The sequence below is a fragment of the Clostridium sp. ATCC 25772 genome (assembly GCF_001573875.1).
Classification (GTDB): Bacteria; Bacillota; Clostridia; order Clostridiales; family Clostridiaceae; genus Clostridium_J; species Clostridium_J senegalense.
Window position 1 is genome coordinate 35,961 of record NZ_LFRG01000007.1, and the last position, 15,726, is coordinate 51,686.

Annotated in this window: 15 protein-coding genes; 4 read left to right on the forward strand and 11 right to left on the reverse strand. The window is 26.6% G+C overall.

Annotated elements, in window-relative coordinates; genetic code table 11:
* Window positions 1-14: 14 nt before the first annotated feature.
* From AZI32_RS03485 to AZI32_RS03520, 8 genes are all read right to left on the reverse strand, one after another.
* Window positions 15-1,091: a MupG family TIM beta-alpha barrel fold protein gene (locus AZI32_RS03485; RefSeq protein WP_061994516.1), complete on the reverse strand. Its 1,077-nt coding sequence runs from the start codon at window positions 1,089-1,091 to the stop codon at window positions 15-17.
* Between the two features lie 16 nt (window positions 1,092-1,107).
* The gene (locus tag AZI32_RS03490) at window positions 1,108-1,413 is read right to left on the reverse strand and encodes a PTS lactose/cellobiose transporter subunit IIA (RefSeq protein WP_061994517.1); all 306 of its coding nucleotides are present in this window, start codon (window positions 1,411-1,413) and stop codon (window positions 1,108-1,110) included.
* 26 nt (window positions 1,414-1,439) lie between these two features.
* Entirely contained in the window at window positions 1,440-2,750 is a 1,311-nt protein-coding gene (locus AZI32_RS03495; RefSeq protein WP_061994518.1) for a 6-phospho-beta-glucosidase, read from the reverse strand.
* Between the two features lie 211 nt (window positions 2,751-2,961).
* Window positions 2,962-4,293, reverse strand: coding sequence for a PTS sugar transporter subunit IIC (locus tag AZI32_RS03500; RefSeq protein ID WP_061994519.1), 1,332 nt, complete (start codon window positions 4,291-4,293; stop codon window positions 2,962-2,964).
* Between the two features lie 20 nt (window positions 4,294-4,313).
* Window positions 4,314-4,625, reverse strand: a complete 312-nt coding sequence (locus tag AZI32_RS03505) for a PTS sugar transporter subunit IIB (RefSeq protein ID WP_061994520.1) — start codon at window positions 4,623-4,625, stop codon at window positions 4,314-4,316.
* Window positions 4,626-4,643: 18 nt separating this feature from the next.
* Window positions 4,644-5,552, reverse strand: a complete 909-nt coding sequence (locus AZI32_RS03510) for a BadF/BadG/BcrA/BcrD ATPase family protein (RefSeq protein ID WP_061994521.1) — start codon at window positions 5,550-5,552, stop codon at window positions 4,644-4,646.
* 121 nt (window positions 5,553-5,673) lie between these two features.
* The gene (locus tag AZI32_RS03515) at window positions 5,674-5,925 is read right to left on the reverse strand and encodes an HPr family phosphocarrier protein (RefSeq protein WP_061994522.1); all 252 of its coding nucleotides are present in this window, start codon (window positions 5,923-5,925) and stop codon (window positions 5,674-5,676) included.
* A gap of 278 nt (window positions 5,926-6,203) precedes the next feature.
* Window positions 6,204-8,840 (reverse strand): sigma-54-dependent transcriptional regulator, encoded by a 2,637-nt coding sequence (locus AZI32_RS03520; protein ID WP_061994523.1) that lies wholly within the window; start codon window positions 8,838-8,840, stop codon window positions 6,204-6,206.
* A gap of 343 nt (window positions 8,841-9,183) precedes the next feature.
* Between AZI32_RS03520 and AZI32_RS03525 the strand changes: the two genes are divergently transcribed.
* The 4 genes from AZI32_RS03525 to brnQ (AZI32_RS03540) all read left to right on the forward strand — a co-directional run bounded on the left by AZI32_RS03525 (window position 9,184) and on the right by brnQ (AZI32_RS03540) (window position 13,528).
* Complete coding sequence (locus AZI32_RS03525; protein WP_061994524.1) at window positions 9,184-9,516, forward strand: hypothetical protein; 333 nt, start codon at window positions 9,184-9,186, stop codon at window positions 9,514-9,516.
* 37 nt (window positions 9,517-9,553) lie between these two features.
* Complete coding sequence (locus tag AZI32_RS03530; protein ID WP_061994525.1) at window positions 9,554-9,844, forward strand: hypothetical protein; 291 nt, start codon at window positions 9,554-9,556, stop codon at window positions 9,842-9,844.
* Between the two features lie 554 nt (window positions 9,845-10,398).
* On the forward strand, window positions 10,399-11,718 hold the full coding sequence (gene brnQ, locus AZI32_RS03535) for a branched-chain amino acid transport system II carrier protein (protein WP_061994526.1): 1,320 nt from the start codon (window positions 10,399-10,401) through the stop codon (window positions 11,716-11,718).
* 505 nt (window positions 11,719-12,223) lie between these two features.
* Window positions 12,224-13,528 (forward strand): branched-chain amino acid transport system II carrier protein, encoded by a 1,305-nt coding sequence (gene brnQ / locus AZI32_RS03540; RefSeq protein ID WP_061994527.1) that lies wholly within the window; start codon window positions 12,224-12,226, stop codon window positions 13,526-13,528.
* A gap of 102 nt (window positions 13,529-13,630) precedes the next feature.
* Here the strand turns inward: brnQ (AZI32_RS03540) and AZI32_RS03545 are convergent, their stop codons facing one another.
* The 3 genes from AZI32_RS03545 to AZI32_RS03555 are packed head-to-tail and all read right to left on the reverse strand — an operon-like array spanning window position 13,631 to window position 15,685.
* The gene (locus tag AZI32_RS03545; protein WP_061994528.1) at window positions 13,631-14,401 is read right to left on the reverse strand and encodes a sirohydrochlorin cobaltochelatase; all 771 of its coding nucleotides are present in this window, start codon (window positions 14,399-14,401) and stop codon (window positions 13,631-13,633) included.
* A 23-nt stretch (window positions 14,402-14,424) separates the two neighbouring features.
* Complete coding sequence (locus AZI32_RS03550) at window positions 14,425-14,913, reverse strand: ECF transporter S component (RefSeq protein ID WP_061994529.1); 489 nt, start codon at window positions 14,911-14,913, stop codon at window positions 14,425-14,427.
* Window positions 14,906-15,685: a cobalt-precorrin-6A reductase gene (locus AZI32_RS03555; protein WP_061994530.1), complete on the reverse strand. Its 780-nt coding sequence runs from the start codon at window positions 15,683-15,685 to the stop codon at window positions 14,906-14,908. The genes AZI32_RS03550 and AZI32_RS03555 overlap by 8 nt, the downstream gene beginning before the upstream one ends.
* Window positions 15,686-15,726: the final 41 nt, after the last annotated feature.

A 15,726-nucleotide genomic window follows, 5' to 3' on the forward strand; every position in this document is an offset into this window, starting at 1 on the left:
TATCTAGCATATAATTAGCTTTCTTCAAATTTAAATTTTTGCCATGGCCTTATATAATCTAAAAGGTATATTTCCTCTTCTGCTATTCTACCAACTACACTAGTTTTGCCGCTATTTTCCATATTTTTCAATGCAATTTGAAGTTCGCCACTATATCTTTTATAAAGAGAACTCTCTATTAATATATCTCCTTTTTTTATTTCTCTAATATTTAAAGGCTCAAAGTACTCATTTCTATATTTAACTCTACTTTGAGTAGATCTTATCATATATTCTGAAACATCTCCTCTATTAAAATGTTCTTCATCTAATAGGATTTTCCTTTGAATATAAGATATATTTTCATATAAATTTACTTTTAAACTTACCAAATTTCTATTTAAGTTAGATAACTTTTTAAGTTCTTCCTCTGTTGCAAAGCAATTTCCTATTATTACATCATCTATAAATTCAGTATTAAATAAATCTTTTGCTTGAACTTCTATTGGCAAAAACCTATGTTCTTCTAGCGTACAAAGCCCCTCATTTACAGGCCATGGTCCAAATTCTCCATTTTGAGAAGTTACAAAAGCTGCTGTCCTTACTCCATTTTCCTTAAAAACCTTTGAACAATTAATAAAATATTTTCTTGAAAGACCTGTATATTTATGAGGGTAAAAATTATGGCATCCTATTATGTTTTCTTTATTAGGTTGAAAAGCTAAAATATTTTCTATCTGCTTTGTTCCATTACTCATATTAATTTCTATTTTTAAATTTTCTTTATTAAAACTCATTAAGGATTCTTCAACACCACCGAACCCTTCATCTAATCTTATACCAGTTAAATTCAATTCATGTAGTTGTTCTAGATTTTTATAGTGTATACCCATCTTTTTCAGTGCATCCCTATTTACATCTGCAATAACTTCCATACCAAGTTTTGTTGCTACCTTAGTTATTTCTTTAAATTGAAGTATATGACTATCATCTGTCGATATAAGACATGTAAAAACCCTTGAAAATCCACAACTAGATGCTAATTCTAAATACTCTCTATATCTATCTAAGGTTGCATTTCCAGGATATACAGATATCCCTAAACGTCTCATTTAATCCACCCTCCCATTATTTCAAGTAAATTTTTTCATATAAATCAATAAATTCTTCAGCCATATCTTTAACAGTTATTGCATTCATTAAATGATCTTGAGCATGAACCATAAGTAAGGATACTTCTATTCTATTATTTTGAGCTTCACTTTGTATAAGTTTTGTTTGCTGAACATGAGCTTTTGTTAAACTTTCTTCTGCATTTTCCAATGCTTCTTTAGCCTTTTCAAATTCACCTTCTTTAGCATAGCTTATAGCTTCCATTGAAAAACTTTTTGCTTCTCCACCACAGGATATTAAATTTATTATAATTTCTTCCATAACAGTCCTCCTAATTTTGAATAATATTATATATTAAATCCTTGTAAATATTTCTTATTTTCTAAAAATATGTCTTCTAATACAGCTTTAGACTTTTCTATAGAACCTACTAAAGGATTATTTATAAGTGCAAGCAGTGCACAATAATAATCTTTTTCCACTGCAGCTTTTATAGTAAACCTTTCATAATCTTTTATAGATATTATTAATCCCTTTATTTTTTCATCTAATTCTCCAACATCTAAAGGTATTGCACCATCCTTATTTATTATTGAATTCACTTCTATAACAGAGTCCTTTGGTAGTTCCTTAATAGCCCCATTATTTTTTACATTTACTGTATGAATTTCATTCTTATCATTATATATAGCATTTATAAGTGAAATAGCTACAGTAGAATAATATGCACCACCTCTATATTCTAATTCTTTAGGTTTTTCTTTTGTATTTTCCATCATATATATATCAAACAACTTATTTTCAATCTCCATAACCTGTATAGCCCTAGTACTTTTATTTTTCTTGAAATTACTTAATTCTTCTTCTAACATTCTATCTTTCATATAAAAATATCTATGATAAGGACATGGCACCATCCCCATCGCTCTTAAAAAACTTTCATCCCATTTTAAATCTGGTATATTGCTTATATTTATACTTTTACCGCTACATAAAATTTCAACTACTTTTTTTGTTATATCCTCATTGTCTAAATATACTTTTTTGCCAAAAACCAAGTGATTAAGCCCTACAAAATCTATATTTAATCTTTCATTTTCAACTTCAAGTATTTTGCTAATATTGATTTTCATATTATATGGAACATTACAAAGCCCAATAACTTTGACCTTTGTATATTGCATAATTGCTTCAGTTATAATTCCAGCGGGGTTTGTAAAATTAATCAACCAACTATTTGGAGCCACCTGTTCAATATCCTTACATATATCTAGCATAATTGGTATCGTTCTCAGTGCATTGGCAAATCCACCTGCACCTGTTGTTTCTTGACCTATTAAATTATTTTTCAATGATATTAATTCATCTTTTTCTCTAGCCCTTAGTCCTCCAACTCTTATTTGACTAATTATAAAATCTGAATTTTTTATTCCATCCTTCCTATTACAGGTTGTCCAAACTTTTATACTTATATTGCTTTTTTTTAACATTCTTTTTGTAAGGTTAAATATTATATCCAATTTTTTTCTACCTGTTTCTATGTCAATCAAAACTATTTCTGTTATTGGTAATTCATCTATATTATTAATAATTCCTTCTATAAGTTCTGGTGTATAACTACTACCTGCTCCTATTATTGACATTTTTATGCCCTTCATTCTCTCACCTCCATCTAATTCTTAACTAACTATAGTTGTACTTATTTTTATCAACTGATACCAAAAATTTGATGAATAAACTTAAATTTTTATCTTTATCAAGAAAAAATCTTTATGAAAATAAAAAATTATATTAGCTAATATAATATTAAAATTTTTTTTAATTTGGAGTATAAAGCAATAAGAACCTTACACTCCAAATTAATAATATTTAAATTTCTAATTTTTTGTCTTTAGAATTTTCAATTTTTGCAGTATTGGTTAAAGATTTTTTTGCATCTATTCTTTCTGCCATTATTATAAATGGATAATATATTAATAAACCAATTGTTAAATTTATTATTTGAAGTAATACACCCATTAAAGATCCACCAGTAACAAGCCATCCACTGATAATTGGTGGTGTTATCCAAGGAACCATAGCTACTGTTGGTGGTACTATTCCACTTGCTATAGCTAAATAACTAATAATAGTTAAAACTAACGGTGCTAATATAAATGGTACTAAGAATATAGGATTTAAAACTATTGGCAATCCATAAATTATAGGTTCATTTATATTAAATATGCCTGGTGCTGCTGATATATTAGCCATACTTTGATAAGCTTTGTTTTTGCTTTTTCTTCTATAAGAAGCTATAAAAATTGCACCTATTAAGCAAATAGTTACACCTGATCCACCCATATATACAAAACAATCAAAGAAAGGTTTTGTAACTATATTAGGTATAGCTGCACCTGCTTGGAAAGCTTTTATATTTGCATCAAGTGCTGGAAGATATATCGCTTGCATAACTGGCTCTAATATATTGGAACCATGAAGTCCAAAGAACCATGCGATATGATTAAATAATACAATAGCTATTGCTGACCCTAAAGTATTTGCTACTCCTGCAAGAGGTTTTTGAAGCACATCATAAATTAATGCTTGAATATCAGTAATACCAACTAAACCTAGTAATACTTTTATCATTGATATAACTGCAACTGTAATCATCACTGGGAATAAAGCTGCAAATGATTTAGAAACTGCTGGTGGTACTCCATCTGGCATTTTTATTATTAATTTTTCAGATTTAGAGAACTTAACAAATATTTCTGTAACTACTAAAGCTACTATAATTGCTACAAATAAACCAGTTCCGCCAGCCCATTTAAATGGTATACCGGAACCATCTTCTGTTGGATTAGTTAACATTATTAAAGAGCCTAAAGCCATTACTGCAGCAATTACTCCATCTGCATCATAAGATTTAGCTAAATGATAACTTATTGTTATTACTACTAATAAAGACATTATTGCAAAAGATGCAGTCCATATATTTCCTCCAAACACAGTCCATGTTTCGCCAAATACACTAGCCATAAATTTTTGATATACTGGTATAGGTAATCCATTTATTAAAACTGCAAAAGCTCCAGCAATTACCAACGGCATTATAGATACAAATCCATCCCTTATTGCTACTAAGTGTCTTTGCGAGCCTAACTTACCTGCAATAGGTACAAAATATTTTTCCATTTTATTTAAAAAACTGTTCATAGTGAACCTCCTATTTCAACCTATTTACTATTATTTATTAATTCCATAGCTTTTTTTAATACTTTTTCACCATTCATGGTGCCATACATCATACTATCGATTACATCCACTGGTATTCCTTTTGGCTCCATAGTTTTTCTAATTTTATTTAAAAGATATCTTACCTGTGGTCCTAATAAAACAACGTCTACATCCATATGATTTTTAAGGTCTATTTCCCCTACAGCAAATATCTTAACATTAATATTATCTTTTGCCGCAGCCTTTTCCATTTTTTCTACTAATAAACTAGTAGACATTCCAGCACAACATACCAGCATGATTTTTTTCATATTTCTCCCCCCCAAATTTTAACTATTTTCAAGTGCTAATATTAAAGCTCCGTATGCCCCATCGTTATAAGAATCATGAATTACTATTTGAGGCAACTCTTTTTTTATTCTTTTTTCTAATAATTCTCTTATTAAAGGTGATTTTAATAAAACACTACCACTAAAACTTAAAGGAAAGTTATTACAATTCATTTTTTCAGAAAGAGTTTTAACCATAATAAATAAATCTTCTACAGCTTTATCTATTATTTCTTTTGCCACATCATCTTCTAGATAAGAATTAATTACAATAACTGCAATTTCTGCTATGTTATTTTTATTAGTTTTAGGATTATATATATAAGAAATAAGTTCATCATGGGACTTTATCTGTAATTTTGTACTAACCTTTTCCCAAAGTATAGTTTGTTTACGCCTTCCATCATAACTCTCCATTATTTTAGATAATGCATCTTTTCCAATTGCAAATCCACTTCCTAAATCGTCTATAAAATGTCCCCATCCACCTACTCTAATAGGATTGTTATCTAAATCTATTCCATAAGCTACTGATCCTGTTCCGCTAATTAAAATTGCACCCTTTTTCCCACCATTTGCACCAACCAAAGTTGTAACTGAATCATTATAAATTAAAATTTTATTTTTATATCCTAAGGAATAGAAAATGTTTTTTAAAATTTCTTTATCTTTTTCAAAGTCCACTCCTGCACCACCTAGACATAGTGATTTAATTTCTTTTAGTGACACTTTATCCCTTGAAAAAAAGTATTTAAACATACTCCAAAATTCATCCTTTGTTTTTTCAATTCCTACTCCTTTATAATTAGTAGGTCCCATTCTCGCTGTATCAACAATTGTTCCATCATCTTTACTAAGTATTGCAACGGTTTTTGTTCCTCCACCATCGATTCCTAGATAATAACTCATACCACCCTCCCTTTATTTTAAATTTTAATATTTTATAGCAAATAAACTCTGAATTATTTTTAAATATTTTAAATTTTCAAAATATTCAAAGCCTAGTTTACCCAGTTTAAAATAAAATTTTTTAATTATAAAATAGTTCTTTTAAAGAATCATATGCTTCTAATTCATCTTCACCTTCTATAATAAATGAAATAGTTTCTCCCATAGATGCACCTATACTTAATATTCCAATTATACTTTTACAATTAGCTTTCACTCCATTTTTTTCTATATCTATATTAGATTTAAAGTTTTGAGCCACTTTCACTAAATTAGTTGCCGGTCTAGCATGAAGCCCAACTTTATCTTTTATAACAATATCTAATTTTTTCATTATTTTCTCCTTTCATTTATCAAAACAAACTTTTATTTACACTTATATATAAAGCAATATGCATGCCAACTTTTAAATTAGAAATATTATCCATACCCCTTTTATTGTGCTAATAACTAAATAAAAACTGTGTAATTAGTGTGTATTTTTACCCGCACACTATATTACACAGTTTTTATTGTGTAATATTTTTAAAAAAACATTACACTTAAAGTTAATTTTTCTCCCTAAATCCATTATATTAATTATTCTAAACTCTTTCTATTTTAATATATTAATTAAGTTGTTGATAATGAAAAAGGACTTTCTTTGCTATTGCACAAAAACATTTTACAAATATATGCTAATTCATTCATTCCAATTTTTATCTCATAAATTTCTTCTAATGGTTTTATAGCTTCTTCTATAAGTACTAATTCTCTACTATATTGTTTTTTAAACTCATCAATCAATTCAAATTTAGTTTCATTATAACCTTTTATTAATTTATCAACCAAAAAACATATATGAAGAACAATCCCTAACTCTACTTCCTTCATGATTTCTATTGATAAATCACATTTTATTTTATCAATAACACTTTTTACAATATTTAAAAGTTGATGACAATCTTTAACTACCAAATGTTCTTTTAATGTTTCACTAATATTGTTATAAATATTTTCTTCTTTTAAGCGAGTCTCTAACTTTTTAATACCCTCTTTTTGCAATATTTCAATAGCAGATATAAACAATATATCCTTAATGTAAATAGGTATTGTTCCTACAATAGCAATTATATTATAATTTTCTTTATAATAATCTATAGCAGTTAAAAACTCTATTCTATTTATTATATTCATTGAAATTATATCTACGTTTTTATCTATATGGATCTTATCTTTAATGATTCTTTTTAATCTTTCTGCTGCACCATCGCCAGTAAAACATGCTGTTATTATAATGTTTTCTTTATTTAAATTTATTTTAGTATCCATGTTGTTATCATAAATTGTTTTATTTACAATGGCTTTATAAATACTATCTAAAGACTCACAAAAGATAGCTTTTCTGCATGTTTCTATAACTGTTGATGTAGTAACACCATCTATAGATTTTACAATTATGCCTGTTTCCTCATATATCATATCTGCAAAATTTACTAAGGGACCCATATCAACTAACAATAATGTTCCTTTGTCATTTGCTATTTTTTCCACGATTCCCTTTACAATACTATATATTCTCTCACCTTCCATATTTAATGGCATATCTATAGGTATTATGTGATTTACTCCTATTAGTTCATTTACAACATTTGCCATACTTGTAGCAGTACTTTCTCCATGCAATACTAAAACTATATTTACCTTTTCATCTGCAGCTTGCTCTAAATATAAATAGTTCTTAACTAAAAATAATGTAATATATCCTATTTCATCTAATGGTAATTGAATTTTAAAATTACATTCTATTTTTTTAGTAATTTCCATAGCAACTAAAAATTCATTATTATAATTAGCCCTTATAAAATCTAATTTAGGATTGTAGATTTTCTTGCCTTTATTTATTCTTTTTATTGTTTCATTAATATGCAATGCAAATGCAACATATATATTTTCACCATAATTTCTTTTTAATTTTTTTTCTGCAAAATTTAGGATATAATCTACTAAATTTAATATTTCTTCACCTACTATTTTTTTTACACTGCTTTTCTCTGCCTCTTTAGGAACTTGTCCAACATAGCTTTTAAAGTGACTTTCTATACCTATATTTATTATTTCATTTATTTCATCTTCATCAAGTCCTTTGTTTTTCAATTCAATAAATTTTCTTTCTATTCCATCATAGAAATCTATATCATCTTCTATTTTTATATAATTTTCAATAGTCTCTTCATCATTTTCTTTATAATAAAAACTAATAACATCCCCTTTAATTTTCAAAACGTCATATACTTTTTTTATATAATTATTAGTATCTAACAATTCTTTTTTTACTTCACTTGAAACATCTTCTTGAGTTATCAATACATATTTCTTTTTATTTAGTTTATAATTTAAAAAACTTTTTGCACATGCTAACTGTATATCGCTTTTTAATTGCCCTATATTACTTAAACACTGATAACTTAAAAATGCAGCTAATGCCTTATGAGTTATATAAATATTTTTATTAATTCGCTTTGATTCCTCTTTTATAAATAACTCTATAAGCTTATATCTCTCATTTACCCCTCTATTTTTTAACGTTGGTAAAGTAATAGTCATAGGTATTCTTCGCACAAAAGTTTTAAGTAGATTAGAGCTTGGGTCTTCTGTGGTAGCTGCTATAATTTGAACTGATGCTTTAATAACTTTTTCTGTTTCTCCTAAAGGTCTAAAATAACCTTTATCCATAAATGTAAAAAGTAATTCTTGACCTTGTGGTGGTAATCTATGAACTTCATCTAAGAATATTATTCCTTCATCTGCTTTTTTAAGTAATCCGTCTCTATCATTATTAGCTCCAGTATATGCTCCTTTTTTCACTCCAAAAACGTTACTTATAAGTAACTGAGGATTATCTGCGTAATCAGCACAATTAAATGTTATAAATGGTGACTTATTATTAAACCTCTTACTTTCAATCCCATAAGTATACATAAGTTCTGCAAAATAAGATTTTCCTACACCAGTTTCTCCTAATATTAAAGTATGCAGTCCATTAGGTGGATATATAATTGCTGCTTTAGCCTGTTGTAACGATAATTTCAAACTGCCAGTTGCTCCTATTATTTCATCGATAGAAGAATTTTTACTTTCTACATTATAATTATAAGTTTTCTTCAATTCATCTTTAAACTTAAACAAAACAGGTCTTCCATGAATTTTTTCAAGTTTACCTTCTTCTACTAATTCATTCAAATATCTACTAACATTCGCCCTATTCATTTTTAAACTATTACTTATATCTATTGCCGATACTCCTACATTATTTTTCTTATAATTATTAACTACTGTGTTTAGTACAATCTCCTTTACCCCAAAATAACTCCCCCTATCTACTTTAATATTAAATATAAAAATAATATTTGAGTAATTATTCTATATAATCTAACTCTAGTTTAACATTTTTTAGTAGTCTTTTTCAAATATTTACCATGGCATTGATTATCTAATCTATTTTTATAATCAATCTTTTATTTTAAAATATTAGTTATAAAAGTTTTATTAACCAAATATGGTATTTAATAATAAACTAATTATGAGAATAGTTTATTATGGAGGTTAAGGTATGCTTTGTATTTTTGGTGGTTTACTTTTTATTTTTATAGGAATTATATTTTGCCTGTATCCTTCAAAAGAAGAAATTTCTAAATCAAACATTTCTAAATTCACTGAAAATAGCTTTCCATATGTAAAAGAAAAAACCTATGGCAAGTTTTTAATATATTTAGGCTTACTTCTTATAATTTTTGGAGGTTTTTTATTTTACTATATAAATAATAAGTTTGTTATATATATAGAATTTGTGATTTTCATAATGGGAATAATATTAGCTATTTTATTTTGGGATAAATATTTAAAAATGCTTATAAAAAATTTAAATAACAATAATCAAAAATAATAGTATTCAATTTTAAATACTATGTTAGGAGGTTTTTATGCTTTCCATAGTTCTTTCTATTATCTGTTTTTTTCTTGGCATAATTTTTATTATACAGAGTCCTAAAAAAGAATCTAACTATATAAAGTCTAATAAAAATCATGTTTATGAAGAAATTCAAAGATATTGTGGAAAACATCTAATCTATCTATCCTTATTTTTAGGATTAGTTGGATTGTTTTTTTATTTTTACAGAAATCCATACTTTTTTATTTATGAATTAACATTAATCGGTATATCTATACTGTTTTTTATAGTTTCTCTAAAAAAGTATATATCTAAATTGTAAAACAAATAGGGATTACCCCCTATTTGTTTTTAATTTAATTTCATAGTCTTTACATATACAACTTAAATAATCATAGTTTTTTAAGTATAGGATTTAAAAGTTAACAATTTCTTTAACAAATAGCCTTTTAATACCAATAAATTGTTTATTTATTCTATTTATTTTTAAGATTATTTATATTATTTTTTTTAAATTATGAAATTTTGTTTTTAACTGTACTTTAAAACAAATTAAATTTTTCTTTTAATTCATCATGTTATTCTTAATTCTACAGCTTTGTGTAGAATTATATAAATAATTATTGTATTGTGAATTTTTTATATAAAATTTTATTTTTTGTCACTTTATGTTAAAATTTTAATCTATTTTACAAATTTGCAGTTATTTTTTTGAGTTATGAATATTATATTAATACAACGTTTTCTTTTTTTTGCATTTTCATATTACAGTTGTATGACAATTTTTAATTATTAAAATTCGTGATATAATAAGCAAAAACAAATACGGATAGCCTTGCTATACTGTAATATAAATTTTATGAGGTGAGAGTTAATATGAAAAAAGTATCCCCAAAAGATTTTATAGTTATAGGTTTTGCACTCTTTGCAATGTTCTTTGGAGCAGGAAATTTAATATTTCCACCATACATAGGTAAATTAGCAGGAGACCAAACCCCACTTGCAATTATCGGGTTTTTAATTACAGGAGTAGGACTTCCTTTAAGTGGTATTATAGCTTGTGCTAAAATAAATGGATCTTTTACAGATATGTCTAGAAGAGTTGGAAAAATATTTTCTATTATAGCTACAACAGCATTGGTTTTAGCTATAGGTCCAATGCTTGCTATACCAAGAACTGCGGCTACTACTTACGAATTAGCAATACATCCTATTTTCCCATCTGTAAGTCCTGTTATAGGCGTTATAATTTACTTTGGTATTTGTTTAGCCTTTGTACTAAGACCATCAGGAATAATTGACAATATTGGTAAAATCTTAACTCCGATACTTTTAGTAATGTTAGGAATAATAATAGTTAAAGGCGTACTTGTACCATTAGGACCAGTAGTAGAAACTAATTATCAAGGGGCTTTCTCAAATTCATTACTTGAAGGATATCAAACAATGGATGCTATGGCCTCAGTAATATTTGCTTCTATAGTTTTAACTTCTGTAAAAGCAAAAGGATATACAGATAAAAAAGATATAATAAACGCTACTATTAAATCTGGTCTTGTGGCAGTTGTTGGTTTAACTTTTGTTTACGGTGGACTTATGATTTTAGGTAGCCAAGTATCTACAATAATAACTGACGATATTGGAAGATCAGCTTTAGTTGTTGAAATAGTAGGAAGACATCTTGGTTCTTTAGGTACTGTTGTATTAGGACTTTCAGTTGGACTAGCATGCCTTACTACTGCAATAGGTCTTATATCTACTGGTGCAGAATACTTTAGTGGCTTAACTAAAGGAAAAGTATCTTATAATATTTTTGCTATTATAATAAGTACAGTTAGTGCTTTACTTGGAACTGGTGGAGTTGAAAAAATAGTACAATTTGCTGGTCCTGTATTACAAATATTGTACCCAATAGTAATAGTATTAATAATAATTACTTTAGCTGGAAAATTTGTTTCAAATAATAATACTGTAAAAATTACTATTTATACTACACTTATAATAAGTATATTAGATACAGTAAATGGATTAACAAATGGAAGTATAACTTCCTTGAATAAATTAGTATCAACAATACCACTTGCTAGCTTAGGGTTTGCTTGGGTAATTCCAACATTTATAGCTTTTATAATAAGTATGATGCTATTTAAAAATAAATCTTTAAATAATGAGTCTGAAACTTTAGAAATTAATTAACAATTTAAAATAAAAAAAGCTATTACATAACTTATAAAAGTTATGTAATAGCTTTTTTCCGTATAAGAAATTTAGTTCATATAAAAATATATTTATTTTAATTTTAGCCTTTATTTCCATGTTAATGTTAAGAAAATTTTTTAGTTTTCTCTCTCATTTAAAATTAAAGTAACGTATCAATTGATTTTGCTATTATAATTATATTTTTACTATTTTTGTAAATTTTTTATTAAATGCCACACTTTATTATTTAGTTTATATATACTATGTTAAAGGCATATTTTAAGTTTAAAAAATATCTGTACAGCAAAATCGTTAAATAATTATAGTGAAATAAGCTGGAATTTTAGGAAAGCTTCATTCTAAATTTATTATAGAATTTAATGTATTTTTCAGCATATACTTACTCTTTTATGAATCAAAATATTTTAGTTATAGGTTAAGGAGTAATTTAAAATTTCTACAGTAACTTATTATATGTAGTATTCTTTAGAGGTGAGTTTTCATGAAAAAAATATTTAAACAAGACTTTATAGTTATTGGCTTTGCTCTTTTTGCAATGTTTTTCGGTGCAGGAAATTTAATATTTCCTCCTTACATTGGAAATTTGGTTGGTAATAAAGTTCCTTTAGCTATTATTGGATTTTTAATTACAGGAGTAGGACTTCCTTTAAGTGGTATTATAGCTTGTGCTAAAATTAATGGTTCCTTTAGTGATATTTCAAGTAGATGCGGTAAAGTATTTTCCATCATAACCACTACTGCATTAGTTTTATCTATAGGCCCAATGCTAGCAATTCCAAGAACTGGAGCTACTACTTATGAGTTAGCAGTTAAACCTATATTCCCATCTGTAAATTCATATGTAGTTCTTATAGTTTATTTTTCTATCTCTTTAGCCTTCGTATTGAAACCGTCTAAGATAGTAGATAATATAGGAAAATTTTTAACACCTTTACTTTTGCTTATTCTAGCTATAATAATTATTAAAGGTTTAATATTTCCAATAGGATCAATAGTTAATACTAATTTTAAAAATACACTTTCTTATTCCCTACTTGAAGGTTATCAAACAATGGATGGCATGGGCTCGGTAATAATGGCCTCTATTGTCCTAACTGGAGTAAGATTAAAGGGATACACTAAAAAAGAAGATATAATGAAAGTTACAATAAAATCAGCACTAGTTGCAATAATAGGTTTGGGTTTGGTCTATGGTGGGCTTATGATTTTAGGCAGCCAATCCTCTACCATAATATCTAAAGACATAGGCCGTTCTGCATTAATTATTGAAATAGTTAATAAAGATTTAGGTTCTTTAGGATCTATATTTCTTGCATTAGCTGTTGCCCTTGCTTGTCTTACTACATCAATTGGACTTACATCTACTGCAGCACAATATTTTAATAAACTATCTAAGGATAAAATTTCCTATAATACATTTTCAATTCTAATAAGTATTACCAGTATTTTTCTTGGAAGTGGCGGAGTGGAAAAAATAGTTAATTTTGCTATACCTATACTTCAAATACTATATCCAATAGTTATAATACTTATATTAATAACTTTAGCTGGAAAATATGTTTCAAATAATAAAACTGTTAAAATTACTGTGTATACTTGCTTAGTAATGAGCATATTAGACACTATAAATAAGTTAACAAATCATAGCATTACTTTTATAAATAACTTTATAAAAATAATACCACTTTCTAACGTAGGTTTTTCTTGGATAATTCCATCACTAATTGCTTTTGTTATAGGTATGTTTCTATTTAAAAAAGATTTATCAAGTAAAATTAATATATAATCTATAAAAAAAATCCTACACTGAAAATTATTTTTATTCATAAGAAAAAGCTATTTAAATATTCACACTTTATATTTAAATAGCTTTCTCTTATGAAATTAATTATTTTATTAAATTTTTTATTTTTTTTATATATATTTTTTGAAAATTTTTATTTTCCCCTAATCCCTTCAAATAAGTATTTACTTTAAATCCTTCCTTTTCTAATATGGATTTCCATGAGTCTTCATCATCCGATGCCATATCATTTTTTGCATGATCTCCTGCTACAAGCATTAATGGCATTAATGTAACTTCTTTCAATTCTTTTGCTTTTAAATCATCAATTACATCTTCTATTAATGGATATCCTTCTACTGTAGCAAATAAAAGTCTATCAAGTCCCATTTTTTTTGCTACATACTCAAATTGGAAGTATGCAGAGTTTGCTTTATGTACAGTTCCATGAGCCATTAATAATACTGATTGATTTTCTGGAATTTGAGCTTTTAGTGCTTTTACTGCTTCAAAGTAATCTTCATTATTATATAAAAGTGGTGTTCCAAGTTCTAACTTTTCAAAGCATTCTTTATAAATATTCATACCACTTTTTATTTTATCATACTCTTCACCATATATTATATGTAATGGTTGTACATAGACTTCTTTAAAATTATCTTCTTTTAATTTGTCCAATGCTTCCTTTACCGTATCTATTTCAATATTATCTCTATCTTTTAATTTCTTTATTATCATATTTGAAGTGAATGCTCGTCTTACTTCAAATTCTTTAAAAGTATCTTTTATTTTATTCTCTGTTTCTTCTATGCAACTTTTTAATTGACATTGAAAGCTTGTACCAAAACTTACTACTAAAATTGCCTTTTTATTCATAAAGCTTAACCTCTCTTTTCTGTTTATATAAAATATTTTTTAGGTAGTACTTTTTCTAATATTAAAGCTAATAATATATTTCCTAACGCCGCTACTGCTAAAGGTGGTATCATTGCTAGAATTCCTTTTCCTGCTACAGGAATTAACATCACTGTTGATATTGGTGCATTTAATACAACCCCAACTAGAATAACCACAATATCTCTAAACTTTAAATTTCCTTTTGAAAACCATTTGTAAGTATAACCAACACCTATCATTGTTATTGCCATATTTATAGCAACAATTAAATGTACTATAATTGTTAGTGGAAATCCACTAGTAGCTGCAGTTATTAAATGTCCTATAAAACCTATTACTGCACCATATATAGGTCCTAATATCATAGATGCTAAAAAAGCTGGCATAGAATCAAAAGCTATTGTTGTTCCTGGCAATTTTATATTAGCCCCTATAAAACTTAAAGCTATAAATAACGCCATTGTAACTAATTTTCTTGTTTTATTATTCATTATAATTTCCTCTTTCTTTTGTTAAGTATTGTACAAGTTTTTCCTCATTGTCGAATACTACATCATACTTTATATTTTTTCGACCAATAACTACTCCAAGTATACCTCTTTCTTTAATAGCCTCTAGCTTTTCCATTGTTCCACCATTTACACCACTGTCCTTTAAAAGCATAACCTTTATATGAAATTCATCTATAAAGCTTAAATTTAATTCTTTAGAAAAAGGTCCCTTCATAGCTATTATATCCTCTACTTTAACTTTTAACCCTTCACATTCTTGAAGAACTTTTAAAGTAGGAAGTACTCTATGAATTATTCTGTTTTCTAAATGTAAATTTAATATTTTCTCAATATTTCTACTACCTGTTGTATTTAATATTGTACCTTTTATACCTTTTAAAATACTATATAATTCCTCGTAACTTTCAACTTCAATTATATTTTCTACATCACCATAGCTTTTTATAATTGACTTTCTTTCAAATCTTATATAATCAATTTTTAACTCATCGCAAACTTCCATTGCATTTTTTGTTATTTCTAAAGCATAAGGATGAGATGCATCTACAAGTTTTGTTACATTGTTTTTTAATAATATTTCTTTTAATTCTTCCTTTTTTAATGGTTTATCATTTAAAATCTTAAATTTTCCACTTGAAAGTATAGTAGCACCATAGCTACTTGCAACTGATATAAATAAATCATCCGTGTATTTATTAAGTTTTTCTACTATAATCTTTCCTTCACTAGTTCCTAAAATAAGACCTATCATTTACAACACCACTCTTTCTAAATTATTCAACTCATAATGAT

Coding starts and splice junctions, on each gene's coding strand:
- brnQ (WP_061994526.1), top strand. CDS start 10,399: ATGAAAAAAGTATCCCCAAAAGATTTTATAGTTATAGGTTTTGCACTC.
- brnQ (WP_061994527.1), top strand. CDS start 12,224: ATGAAAAAAATATTTAAACAAGACTTTATAGTTATTGGCTTTGCTCTT.
- AZI32_RS03500 (WP_061994519.1), bottom strand. CDS start 4,293: ATGAACAGTTTTTTAAATAAAATGGAAAAATATTTTGTACCTATTGCA.
- AZI32_RS03530 (WP_061994525.1), top strand. CDS start 9,554: ATGCTTTCCATAGTTCTTTCTATTATCTGTTTTTTTCTTGGCATAATT.
- AZI32_RS03490 (WP_061994517.1), bottom strand. CDS start 1,413: ATGGAAGAAATTATAATAAATTTAATATCCTGTGGTGGAGAAGCAAAA.
- AZI32_RS03495 (WP_061994518.1), bottom strand. CDS start 2,750: ATGAAGGGCATAAAAATGTCAATAATAGGAGCAGGTAGTAGTTATACA.
- AZI32_RS03520 (WP_061994523.1), bottom strand. CDS start 8,840: ATGAATAGGGCGAATGTTAGTAGATATTTGAATGAATTAGTAGAAGAA.
- AZI32_RS03555 (WP_061994530.1), bottom strand. CDS start 15,685: ATGATAGGTCTTATTTTAGGAACTAGTGAAGGAAAGATTATAGTAGAA.
- AZI32_RS03525 (WP_061994524.1), top strand. CDS start 9,184: ATGCTTTGTATTTTTGGTGGTTTACTTTTTATTTTTATAGGAATTATA.
- AZI32_RS03510 (WP_061994521.1), bottom strand. CDS start 5,552: ATGAGTTATTATCTAGGAATCGATGGTGGAGGAACAAAAACCGTTGCA.
- AZI32_RS03515 (WP_061994522.1), bottom strand. CDS start 5,925: ATGAAAAAATTAGATATTGTTATAAAAGATAAAGTTGGGCTTCATGCT.
- AZI32_RS03545 (WP_061994528.1), bottom strand. CDS start 14,401: ATGAATAAAAAGGCAATTTTAGTAGTAAGTTTTGGTACAAGCTTTCAA.
- AZI32_RS03485 (WP_061994516.1), bottom strand. CDS start 1,091: ATGAGACGTTTAGGGATATCTGTATATCCTGGAAATGCAACCTTAGAT.
- AZI32_RS03505 (WP_061994520.1), bottom strand. CDS start 4,625: ATGAAAAAAATCATGCTGGTATGTTGTGCTGGAATGTCTACTAGTTTA.
- AZI32_RS03550 (WP_061994529.1), bottom strand. CDS start 14,913: ATGAATAATAAAACAAGAAAATTAGTTACAATGGCGTTATTTATAGCT.